Origin of the sequence: Arthrobacter sp. HS15c (assembly GCF_040812005.1) — a bacterium.
Classification (GTDB): Bacteria; Actinomycetota; Actinomycetes; order Actinomycetales; family Micrococcaceae; genus Arthrobacter.
The window spans coordinates 1-11,589 of record NZ_JBFOHM010000017.1; the positions used below are offsets into that span (position 1 = coordinate 1).

Annotated in this window: 7 protein-coding genes and 1 pseudogene; 6 read left to right on the top strand and 2 right to left on the bottom strand. The window is 62.4% G+C overall.

The window, feature by feature from the left end:
* The 3 genes from ABV518_RS22105 to ABV518_RS22115 all read left to right on the top strand — a co-directional run.
* Positions 1-844, top strand: an 844-nt coding sequence (locus tag ABV518_RS22105) for an FAD-dependent oxidoreductase (RefSeq protein WP_367771738.1), incomplete at its 5' end; no start/stop codon positions are given.
* A 120-nt stretch (positions 845-964) separates the two neighbouring features.
* Positions 965-1,657 (top strand): GntR family transcriptional regulator, encoded by a 693-nt coding sequence (locus ABV518_RS22110; protein WP_367771741.1) that lies wholly within the window; start codon positions 965-967, stop codon positions 1,655-1,657.
* A 629-nt stretch (positions 1,658-2,286) separates the two neighbouring features.
* Positions 2,287-2,502: a hypothetical protein gene (locus ABV518_RS22115; RefSeq protein WP_367771744.1), complete on the top strand. Its 216-nt coding sequence runs from the start codon at positions 2,287-2,289 to the stop codon at positions 2,500-2,502.
* Positions 2,503-4,899: 2,397 nt separating this feature from the next.
* Here ABV518_RS22115 and ABV518_RS22120 read toward each other — a convergent pair.
* Positions 4,900-5,010 (bottom strand): annotated as a pseudogene (locus ABV518_RS22120) (polyphosphate kinase 2); the annotation flags it as partial.
* A gap of 602 nt (positions 5,011-5,612) precedes the next feature.
* The gene (locus ABV518_RS22125) at positions 5,613-5,960 is read right to left on the bottom strand and encodes a cupin domain-containing protein (protein ID WP_367771747.1); all 348 of its coding nucleotides are present in this window, start codon (positions 5,958-5,960) and stop codon (positions 5,613-5,615) included.
* Positions 5,961-6,204: 244 nt separating this feature from the next.
* On the opposite strand from ABV518_RS22125, the gene ABV518_RS22130 reads away from it, so the two are divergent.
* The 3 genes from ABV518_RS22130 to ABV518_RS22140 all read left to right on the top strand — a co-directional run bounded on the left by ABV518_RS22130 (position 6,205) and on the right by ABV518_RS22140 (position 11,393).
* Entirely contained in the window at positions 6,205-6,864 is a 660-nt protein-coding gene (locus ABV518_RS22130; protein ID WP_367771750.1) for a GntR family transcriptional regulator, read from the top strand.
* A 112-nt stretch (positions 6,865-6,976) separates the two neighbouring features.
* Positions 6,977-9,877 (top strand): FAD-binding and (Fe-S)-binding domain-containing protein, encoded by a 2,901-nt coding sequence (locus ABV518_RS22135; RefSeq protein WP_367771753.1) that lies wholly within the window; start codon positions 6,977-6,979, stop codon positions 9,875-9,877.
* Positions 9,878-9,905: 28 nt separating this feature from the next.
* Complete coding sequence (locus ABV518_RS22140) at positions 9,906-11,393, top strand: NAD-dependent succinate-semialdehyde dehydrogenase (protein WP_367771755.1); 1,488 nt, start codon at positions 9,906-9,908, stop codon at positions 11,391-11,393.
* Positions 11,394-11,589: the final 196 nt, after the last annotated feature.

Below are 11,589 nucleotides of genomic sequence, written 5' to 3' on the forward strand. Positions count from 1 at the left end.
CTACATCCCCAAGCTCCTGGAAACCACCCGCAACAACGGCGCAGACCACGAAATCCTCAGCCGCGAAGAGATGGCCGAACGCTACCCCCAGCACAACCTCCGCCCCGACGACATCGCCGTCTACGACCCCCACGCCGGCGCCCTGCGCACCGACCGCGCAGTCACAGCCGCCGTCGCCGCAGCCGTCGCCAACGGCGCAACCATCCACACCAACACCCCGATCGACAGCATCACCGAAACCGGCCACGGCGTCCTCATCACCTCCGGCGATAAATCCTGGACCTTCGAGAACGTCATCATCGCATCCGGCGGCTGGTCACAACGCCTCATGCCCGACTACCTGCAAAAGGCCGCTGAGCCGTACCGGATCTATCTCACCTGGTTTGTGGCCAAGGATGCGGCAGAGTTTTCCCCGGAGCGATTCCCCGTCTTCATCCGAATCTCCGGGGACCGTTCCATGTACGGAGCGCCGAGCGTTGATGGCGTCACCGTGAAGGCCACTCTGGACGGCAGGGGTGCACCCACTGCAACGGCCGATTCCGTCCCCCGGGACCTGACGGCTGCCGAGATCCAGGAAACCACCGAAACTGTCGCTGAATTCTTCCCCGGCCTCATCCCCAACATCGTCCGAGCAGACGCGTTCCCCGACCTCTACACCAAAGACAGGCAGGCACTAATCGGCCGCCTCAGGGGAAACAGCGCAATCTACTGCGCCACCGGCTTCTCCGGCCAAGGCTTCAAAATGGCCACCGGCTACGGCGAAATCGCCGCACACGAAGCCCTTGGCAAGCGCACCTTCGAGGGTCTCGATTTCCTCAGACCCCAACGATTCAAGAGCATTTAACGCGACCAGCCCAAAAGGTGACTCCGACCAGGCCTCGTGCCCGATGTGGTCTCAAAGGGTTCAAGATTCCAATATTGTCTAAGAAATGCAATCGGCCAAGAGTGAAGTGAGGGAACAGCAATGGCGGCACCGGAAGGATTGTTTGTACTGGAGGGAAGACCCACGGCGCAGTTGATCGCCGATCAGTTGCGGGAACAAATTGTCCAGGGGATCTTCCGTCCTGGAGAGCAGATCAATGAATCTGTCCTGGCAGGCCAGTTGCGCACATCCAGGGGTCCTGTCCGTGAGGCATTGCAGCGGCTGTCGCAGGAAGGGATCCTGGTCAGCCATCGCAACAGGGGTGTCTTCGTGCTCGAGCTTTCAGACGACGACGTCAGGGAGATCTATGCAGTCCGCCAGGCTGTGGAATCTACTGCGGCAGACGCGCTGCTTGATGCCGGCCAGGAGCAGGTCAACGACACGTGCCGGGTCTTGAGGGCCGTCATCAGTGATATGGCGAAGCGGGTTGCTGTCTCGGACTGGCAGGCGATTGCCCGGCTGGATATGCAGTTCCATACCTCCTTCGTGGCCGGGGCAGGCAACACACGCCTGATCCGGATCTACGAAACCCTCGCGGCCGAATCGCGGATGTGTATCCTCAACCTGGCCGTCGCCTACCCCCGCATAGATGCCCTCGTGCAGGAACACCAGAACCTGTTGGACCTGCTGGAGGCAGGCGAACGAGCAGCGCTCCACAAAGCCATCAAACAGCACATGCAGAAAGCCGTTGAGGATCTGACCGCCAAAAGGGAAGAGAACGAAGTCACCGCCTAATATCCTCCAGCCGCCGGCCCACGGTGACGGTCGCCGTCGGACTCTTCGTTGTCATCGCTGAAGCTTCCAACCTGGGAAGTAGCCCGCGGGGCGGCTGCTGACGACCCACATCGCTCGGAGCGTTCCGTGGATGGTCCAGTTGCCCTCCCGGCCGGCACGCGTCACGAACAAAGAGCCCCGGACCGATATCGAACCTGCCGCCATCCGGTTCAGTAATGGCGGCGCCAAAGGACCAGGGCGCCTCTAGTAATTGTCAACAATCGACGATAGACTCTTGCAGATGGAAACCTTGCATTGGTTACGGGCCGAAGGCGTCCCGGATGCGGACCAGGAGGACAGGAGTAAGAGAAATGCTGCAAAGCCAACGAGTATCTATGTGGGCGTCCCTCCAGCTGGGTGACGCCGTCACTCTTAGCCAGGGAGGCGTTGAGTGGCACAAGGGTTTCGTTAATGACCGGACTGAAGATGGACACACAATTTGGGTAATAGACAAAATCGGTGATCGTCGGCTGTTCCATATTGAGGACGACTACGAATTGCAGATTTCTCACAACGCCCATGCCTGCTAAAGGGCCTCTTGGAATGCCGCCCCGCGGGCGCCTCGTCGAATCCTTCACCCTGGGAGCGTCATGGTCAGTTTGATGGTGCTCATCGCCGCGGGGCTCCTGACCAGCTCCAGCGCAGTCGTGTACCTTCCGCAGTCCACCGCAGACGCACGTGCAGGTGCAGGTGCAAAGCTCCGGAGGAAATTCAAAAATCACTTCCTGGTTCACGTCAGTGCCGGAATTCTTGCCCTGGGCTCCATCCTCGTTGCCGTTCATGTCCAGCAGGGCGCGTTCCAGTGAATGGGGCAGCGTGCATTGCCTCCAATGCTCCCTTCCGGAACAGCCCCAAACAGGTGGCGGCCACAGCTCCCCGGCCACAAGGAGCGGAGTTGATTTTCCACGACCCCCTATCTACTTCGGACCCTGAGCAAGAGCCGGCCCGCACCGGTTTTCCGGTGTCGCCCCTGTGTGGTTCTCCCGAATCGCGACCGAAACGCCTGAAGAAAAATGGGCCGGCCACGCGGGCCGATCGGCTGGAAGCAGTTTCAAGGGAAGTCAACCTCCTTGCTCGAGACCGAGGACGCTCAGCCGCTAGCTAGCACGCAGCCCTGCGAGAGCTTCCAAGCGCGGGGCTGGATAGTGACCTTGACGGCACTTGGCCAAACTCCTGACGCTCCGCCGGCCGTTCGCCGCCAGAGGCACCATCAGGTCATCAAGGATGGCGGTGCGGGTGAGTGCGCCGGCAAGTGAAGAGCGGGACGTCTTGTTCGCGCACCTGATTTGCCATGATGGCCTCGTGGCCGCATAGCCTCCGCTGGGCCTGGAGGATCGCAAGACTGGGTCATCCGGCACATTTTCAGACATTGGAAAAACGTCTCCTCTCGCGGGTACGGGGCAAAAGGCGCTGTCTGAGACCCCGCCGGCCGGATGCCCCGCGCCTGGTTGAGCCGTCTGCGGGGGTTCCTCCACCTTTACTGCTCGCGTTCACGACCATGTCGGCTTAGAGCTCCGAGATCATCCTAAGATGCCGGCAACACGCAGCCGGAGAAAGACGATCACAGGGATTAGAAAGAGCCAAGCCGCTCAGCACGGCAGTGAAATCAGATAGAGGATGTACGAGATGCCAAAGACTCCGATGCTGTTCACTGATACGCCCAGTAGTTGCGCCTTCGCGGTAGGAGCAACGCTGGGGACCTGGGCTGCGAGTCGCATCCGGTTGGCTCGGTTGCAGGTTGAGGGCGGGCCGCGGCCTGCCGATCAGTTTCGCGGCCCTGGGACGCAGGACCGCGGGGTATGGATGGAGAGGTCTGAGCCTTTCTCGAACCAGAACCTCAGGACCCGACCGGTGTTCATGTTGGTTCCGCGCTGCCAGGAAGAGTGCGGATCACCGAAGTCGAGCGTGGCGCTGCGCTGGATGCGAGTTCGCCGTCGGAACTCGCCGACGCGAAGGCTTAGCGGGACGAGACGGCCGGGACTGCGTCTACGAATTTGGGTGCAACGCAGATTCGAGTCCCTGCCTTAGAAACCGTCAGCCGTCGCCCTCAATGTCCAGAGGGCAAGTGTGCCGCTCAAGGCAGGCATCACCTCGCCCCTAGTGATAAACCTCGTGCCACTCGGGTCCCCAGCGGCTGACCACCATCCGGTTTTCGGGCAGTGACCAGTGCCTGACGGTTCATCGAGCACGAGAGTCGAAGCAGCCGGGCGACGTTTCTTCATGACATTTCCTTTCATTAGAGGGCTGGCGGGTACCGGCCTAGGTTGGTGGTTCATATGGCCAGTCTAGCAATTGTCAACAATCTACGATAGACCCTGGAGCGGTGAATTTTTTCTTGTATTCCGACGTATAGCGACCTATCACCTGGGACAAGGTACTAGCCCGCGGACCTTCGGTGTTTCTGGAAGTGCTGACGGACGGACATCCCCTACTCCCGCCCTTACCCGCCCGATCCTGGAAGCTGGAGGACACGGAGTCCGCACTGGCGGCAGTATGCGCCATCGGAGAAAACGATCTCCGCCTGGGCAGCGATCCTCATCACACCGACACTCGTGGGAACCGTAGATGGGCTTGAAGACATGCCCGAACTCAGCCAGGAATGCGGATACCCGCTCGCCATCGCACCACTAGGGAGGAAAACGTTATCAACGAAGGAACCCGCCTCGAGGAATTACTTCCCGGCGACATCCCGACACCACGGCACAACGGCTTCCGCGTCCTGACCTGTCGACGCGACCACGATCTGGTGACGTTGGACCTCGACGGCGCTCCCGGACAGCCCCGACTCTCATCGGGTCGCCCGGCACGGCCGTCAGGTCCAACCCCACTACGACAGCGGGGCGGCACCGGAGGATCCGGCATGGAGCTGCGAACGGGGCTGAGCTGTTGACCGCGTCCCGAAGTTCGCTGGGAAGGAAATCGGTTTGATGAGGTAAGCGGAGGCGCCCGCGGCCGTGCTGTGCAGAAGCCGTCCGCCCCGAGCGGACCCTCAAGCCCTTCACGTTTTAGGACGACACTGATCAGGCCGGCGATATCCTCGTCACCTTCGATAACAAAGATTCCGCTCGACATGCGCCCCCGGCCCGTGGACGCCATTGACCTTCCGCTATTGCCACAGCCTGGGGGTGAGGCTGCCAACCATGAAGCTGTGCGACAACACAGGCAGACGCCAGGAACTCCCGCCTACTTCAGCGCCTCTCGTAGGCCGTCGGCAGGTGCTGGATGTATAGCTGGAAGTACCACTGGCCGTGCTCACGGTCTGACGGTTTACCCAGGGCCACGGTCCGAGCCGAGCGCGGGTCCAGGTGCGGTGACCGCAACCCCGCATAAGGACCCCGCGAAGAGCGTGTGGAAAGGGTCCACTGGGCTCCCGCGCGGAAGCATACGGAATCCGGCCCGATCCCACCCATACGGCCCAATCCGACGCCCAAAGTGTGCACAAGGTGCACACCTCCAAATTCGCCGTTCTGCGTACGCCGAGCAGCAACCGCGTTCCCTCTGAGGGAACATGGAACTTCTTTGCCATAGGACTACGGACGGGTTCGCCCCATCCGTTGTCGTGGGCTGGCGCCGTCGGCAAGGGATGAAGCATGCACTCGCCGGAAAACCCACCTGAAAGGAATTACTTCATAGCGGCAACTCCTCCCGCACCCTTCTCATCAGCTGTTCGGCAGACACGCGCATGGCATCCACCAGGTCACCAACCATGTCATGCAGGCCATCAAAGCGCCCCAGACCGCCTGAACAAAAGCCTTCCCCGAAGACTCCTTCCATATAAGGGGGAGCCCCAGGGCCGGAGGGAAGAGATTCAGGAGGGTAGAACCCGGGACACCCTCGCCGTGCCGTCGAATGCGCGAAAGGGCCGCACCCTCATTGAGTGTGCGGCCCGTTCGGCAGTAGCCAGGTGAGACGGTGCTCAGTCGAAGCCGTGGGTGTAGACCTTGCGAATAGTCTCGGTGACCTCCCAGCGGCCCGACCAGTCCTTGGGCTGGACGATCACGTCGCCGCCGGAGATCTCGTAGCGGTTGCCGGTGGCGGCGTCGGTGACGGTCGCGCGACCGCTCACGATGTAGCACACTTCGGTGTCCTCGCGAGGAGTCACTTCCCAGCCGCCGGGCTGGCACTCCCAGACACCCGTCTTGATGGCGGTGTCAAACTTCAGGATCGATGTCTTGGGGTCGCCTGAGTCGTAGCCAGGACGGTGGCCGTTGGGCTCGAGCTCCCCGGCGATGGTGGCCGCAGATACGTAAACGTACGGACGCATGAACTTCTCCTTCTGCTGTACTGTCAATTGTTGACAATCGTAACCCATGCGGCAGCGGATGTCTATGGCAGAGAAATGCCCCGCGGCAGCCCCCTCCCGCAGCTGCCCGTAAATGAACGGACGAACCTGATGCGCAAGGGAGCTGAAGCAGCCGCAGCTCCTCACGTTTTCGCGCGGTAGCCCGGCCTACCCTGGGTTTCACATCTTTTCGCGAAAACTGTATAGCTGTTATACAGTTTTTTGGGTGACGATCCATGAAACGGTGACAGTTGCCGACGCTGTCCGTACCCGGCTTGAACGCAGCCTGCTGGCCGGAGACTATTCAGCGGGAGCACAGGTAAAGGACAGCCACGTGGCCGAGAAGTTGGGTGTGGCGCGGCCCACTGCCCGCGTTGCGGTTCAGAGCCTCATCGCTGACGGCTTCCTGGAACGCGAAACCGGGCGAAGCGCAAGAGTCCGTCGTTTCTCCCTCCAGGACGTCACCGACATATTTCGCGTGCGCCGACTCATCGAGTTTGAGGCGGTCCGCTCGGTCTGCCAAGGCGCCGATACCGAGCCGATCCGGGAATCCTTGGCGAGGTTTTCCGAAGTCAGGGATGACCAGGATTGGGAAATAGCGGCACAGGCTGACATGGGCTTTCATGCAGCAGTTGTGGCAGCTGCAGACTCGCCACGGTTGAGCAGGCTCTTTCAGACGATTTCCACAGAGATCCGCCTCCTGATGGCGCTCCTTCGCCCCCGATACCCCGACGTATCGACACTTCACGATGAACATACTGCGCTTCTGAAAGCACTTGTCACCGGCAACCCTGAAGAAGCCCTACAGCTTTGGGCGGCCCATTTGAACGACGCCGAAGAGTTCCTGAGCACCAGAATCCCGGAGGAACCTTTCCGAGAGCACTAGGCCGGCACAGCCACCCGCTCCAGCCCAGGGGCCGGCTTCCCGCCGGCACTCCCCTCAGTGGCTTCTCGATTCATCAACACCGTTCCAGGAAACCCCCAGTGGAAAGCGCACCATGTATTCAAAGTTCACCGCCCCGGAACGTGCACCGATCCTGGAAAGGCTTCAGGCCGCGGGTTTGCCTGTGGAAGCCTCGGGTCACCGGCTGGCCGCATACTCCTACGACGCTTCCAATTACCGAATCCCGCCTGTTGGTGTTGTGTTTCCGCGCAGCGTCGACGACGTCGTCGCCGTCATGGCGGCGTGCCGGGAAACCGATACTGCCCTGATAAGCCGCGGCGGCGGGACGTCCATGGCTGGAAACGCCATCGGCCCGGGAATCGTGCTGGACTTCTCGCGGCACATGAACCGGATCATCACTATCGATGAAACGACGGGAACGGCAGACGTCGAAGCCGGCGTTGTGCTGGCCCAGCTCACCCGCGAGACCGAACTTGCAACTGTCGGGAGCCTCACATTCGCCCCCGATCCGTCCTCAAAAAACCGTGCCACCATCGGTGGCTCCATCGGCAATGATGCATGCGGCAATCACTCGGTCCGCTATGGGCGGACCTCCGACCACGTCCACGAGATCGACGTCGTCACCTCCGATGGAGCCCTCCTTACCGCATCGGACAAGGGCATCCGGGCCACCAATCCGTCCGACGCTTTCTCCGTTTCCCGCGCGTTCCAGTTGGGCGAGGACTTCAAGAAGCTCGCCCAGGACAACCTGGCTGCTTTCCGTCGTGAACTTGGCCGCATCCAGCGCCAGGTTTCCGGCTACCACCTTGCCAACCTGCTGCCGGAGAACGGTCTGAACGTTGCCAGGGCACTGGTCGGCACCGAGGGAACCTGCGCCGTCGTCGTCCGCGCCCGCATGAAACTCGTCCCCAAGCCATCCAGTGCGCTGCTGGTCTGCCTCGGTTATGCCGACGTCGTCGATGCCGCCCGGGACATCGAGACCATCCTTGAGTTCTCGCCGGCGGCGGTGGAGGGCATCGATGAGGCCATCGTGGATACCATGCGGCTGCGCCGCGGAGACGACTCCGTCCTGGGGCTTCCCCGGGGCAGGGCGTTCCTGTACGTGGACCTCGACGGCGACGACCCGGACGAAGTGGCCCGCCAGGCCGCTCTGCTGCTGGAAAGGCTGGCCGAGAACGGCCGCCTGGTCGATGGGTGCGCCGTTCCAGATTCTACTGAACGCGCTACGTTGTGGCGGGTGCGGGAAGACGGCGCAGGCCTATCGTCAAGGCCCGCCACTGGCGGGGAATCCCTGGCCGGCTGGGAGGACTCCGCCGTTGCCCCGCAGAACCTTGCAGCCTACCTGGCCGACTTCCGGACGCTCCTGGACGAGTATGAGCTGACCGGGATCATGTACGGACACTTTGGAGCGGGATGCATGCACATCCGCATCACCTACGACCTTCGCACAGAGGAAGGACGCAGCGTGTTCCGCAAGTTCACGCAGGCCGCTGCCGAACTTGTTGTCCGCCACGGAGGTTCCCTGTCCGGAGAGCACGGTGACGGACGTGCCCGCTCTGCACTGCTTTCGCGGATGTATTCCCCCGGCATGCTCGCCGCCTTCGAGGAATACCGCAGGCTTTGGGATGAGGCAGGGATCCTGAACCCGGGATCGATCACCGATGCGGATCCGTTTGACGCCAACCTGGCCCTCGAGGGGGTTCCCGAGCGTGAGTGGAGGACGCACTTCGAGCTCCGGCCCGTTGAGGCAGCCGCGGCCGGAGCCGACCCATGGGTGCATGCCGTCCAGGCCTGCATCGGTGTCGGCAGGTGCCGTTCAGATTCCGGCGGGGTGATGTGCCCGAGCTTCCGGGCCACCGGAGACGAGAAAGACTCAACGCGCGGACGGTCCAGGGTGCTCCAGGACATGGTCCGGGGTGCCCGGACCGTCGACGAAGGCTGGAAATCCGACGATGTCCGCGAAGCATTGGACCTGTGCCTGGCCTGCAAGGCCTGCTCCAATGACTGTCCCGCAGGCGTGGACATGGCCAGCTACAAATCGGAGTTCTTCTCGCACTACTACGAGGGCAAATTGCGGCCCATGTCGCACTTCTCCCTTGGCTGGTTGCCACGCTGGCTCAAACTCACCACGCTGATCAGCCCGCTGGTGAACCTGGTGCTGGACAGCCCGCTCGGGAACGTCGTCGCCGCTGCCGGTGGCCTCACCACCAAGAGGAAGATGCCGAAGTTCGCATCCCGGAAGATGCTTCGCGACGCGCTCGCCCCGTACCGCGCCCCCGCCAAGACAGCCGATGCCGTACTGTTCGTTGACTCGTTCACCAAGGGTTTCAGGCCCGAAGTGGCCGGGGCAGCAGCCCGGGTCATGGAAAGCACGGGCAGGCAGGTCGGCTGCGAATCCGACGCCTGCTGCGGCCTGACCTGGATCTCCACGGGTCAACTAGACACCGCAAAGAAGCTCATGAGTAAGGCCGTGGCGAAGCTCGATGACGGCACCGATGCACCGATCGTCGTTATTGAACCAAGCTGCGCGGCCGCCTTGAAGAAGGACGCGCCGGAACTGCTCGGCACCGAAGCCGCCGAACGCGTATCCCACAGGATCCGCAGCTTCGCCGAAGCCGTGAAGGACTGGGTCGACACCGGTTGGGCGCCACCAGCCGTACCCACCGACGTAACTGTGCAGACCCACTGCCACGAGTACTCGACCTTCGGAGCCACAGTCCAGCGCAAGGCACTGGCCGCCCTCGGCGTCGCCAATGTCACCGAGGCAACAGGCTGCTGCGGGGTCGCCGGGAACTTCGGTTTCGAAGCCAACCACTACGACATCTCCATGAAGGTAGCAGAACAGGCGCTGGCTCCGGCCCTTGCCCGGACCGCCCAGGACACTCCGGTCCTCGCCGACGGCTTCAGCTGTGCGATGCAGGTCAAGCAATTGGAACCGGAGCGCAAAAGCCTTCACCTTGCCGAACTCCTTGATCCCCGGAACAACGTCCCTTAGAGCAAGCCATAACGGAAAGAGAGAACCAATGAGCCTTACAACGAACGTCGCCGCGCCGCTGATTACCGCGGACGCTGACAGCCTGCGGCATGCGGATGCCGTTATCCAGTCCATCAAGCTGCCCAGGCAGGGCATTGCGGTGCAGGACCCTGCCACGGCCGAGACCATCGCCCACGTAGCCGACGCTGATGTTGAGGCTGCGCTGGAAGCTGTGGGGAAGGCCGACGCGGCCGGAGCCGACTGGGCAAACAGCAGTCTTCGCCAGCGCGCGGATGTGCTGCACGCCTGGTACGACAAGCTCGTAGCCCACACCGAAGACCTCGCACACCTGATCTCGCGCGAAATGGGCAAGCCACTCGCAGAGGCCCGCGGCGAGGTCAAGTACGGCACCGACTTCGTTCGCTGGTACGCCGAAGAGGCAGTCCGCCCTGCAGGAAACTTCCGGGATACCCCGGACGGAGGCGCGAGCCTGCTGACCCGCCGGTCCCCCGTGGGCCTGGCCGTACTGATCACGCCCTGGAACTTCCCGCTGGCCATGGCCACCCGAAAAATCGCTCCGGCACTGGCGGCAGGATGCCCCGTCGTCATCAAGCCTGCGACCCTCACTCCCCTGACGACGTACTTTGCCGTCCACCTCGCCATCGAAGCCGGCGTCCCTGAAGATCTGATCCAGGTCATCACCACCTCCAAGTCAGGCGCCTTCAGCGAAGCAGTCCTACTGGACCCTAGGGTCCGGAAGGTTTCGTTCACCGGGTCAACGCCGGTGGGCCGCCAGCTCCTGAAGCTCGCGTCCCAGAAGGTGCTCCGCAGCTCGATGGAGCTCGGCGGCAACGCACCGCTCATCGTGTTCAACGACGCGGATCTTCAGCGCGCCGTGGACGGAACTTTTGCCGCGAAGCTGCGCAACGGCGGACAGTCCTGCATCGGAGCCAACCGCATCTACGTCCAGGACGGGATCGCCGATGACTTCTCCGCCGCGCTCACCGAACGCTTCGCCCAGGTCACCGTCGGAAGCGGCCTCGGACAGCACACCGGTCTCGGTGCACTGATCGATGACCGTGCGGTAGCCCAGATGCACACCTACACCAACAACGCCGTGGCCCTGGGCGCCACCCTGCTGACCGGCGGCCACGGCTACGACTCGGCAGGGAACTTCTTCGCCCCGACCGTCCTGGACCACGTCACGGAAGATTCCGACGTTGCCCGGTCCGAAATTTTCGGCCCCATCGCCGCGATCCAGCGGTTCAGCACGGAAGCCGAGGCAATCACCCGGGCCAACGCGACAGAATTCGGCCTCGCCGGCTACGTCTTCACCGAGAACCTCGACCGCGCCCTCAACGTCGCCGACCGTCTTGAGACCGGCATCGTGGGCATCAACCAAGGCGTACCGTCCAACGCCGGCGCCCCCTTCGGCGGCATCAAGCAGTCAGGCCTCGGACGCGAAGGAAGCGCCGAAGGCCTCGAAGAATACGAAAACATCCGCTTCTACAACGTCGCCCGCCGCGCCACTTCCTAATATTCCGCTCACATCGTTGAGACCGGCGCCGGTATTGGTGCCGGTCTCAACTATTTGTAGTGACGGGTTGCTGTGTACTGCCCAAGGACGTTGGTCGGGTGAATGTAATGGCTCGCCGGAGTCGTTGACTGATGGGTGAGGACCTCCGGTTGCACAGTGGAGTTGCTTAGACAACCGCTGAGGCGACCAGGAGGTC

Coding starts and splice junctions, on each gene's coding strand:
- ABV518_RS22110 (WP_367771741.1), top strand. CDS start 965: ATGGCGGCACCGGAAGGATTGTTTGTACTGGAGGGAAGACCCACGGCG.
- ABV518_RS22115 (WP_367771744.1), top strand. CDS start 2,287: ATGGTCAGTTTGATGGTGCTCATCGCCGCGGGGCTCCTGACCAGCTCC.
- ABV518_RS22125 (WP_367771747.1), bottom strand. CDS start 5,960: ATGCGTCCGTACGTTTACGTATCTGCGGCCACCATCGCCGGGGAGCTC.
- ABV518_RS22135 (WP_367771753.1), top strand. CDS start 6,977: ATGTATTCAAAGTTCACCGCCCCGGAACGTGCACCGATCCTGGAAAGG.
- ABV518_RS22140 (WP_367771755.1), top strand. CDS start 9,906: ATGAGCCTTACAACGAACGTCGCCGCGCCGCTGATTACCGCGGACGCT.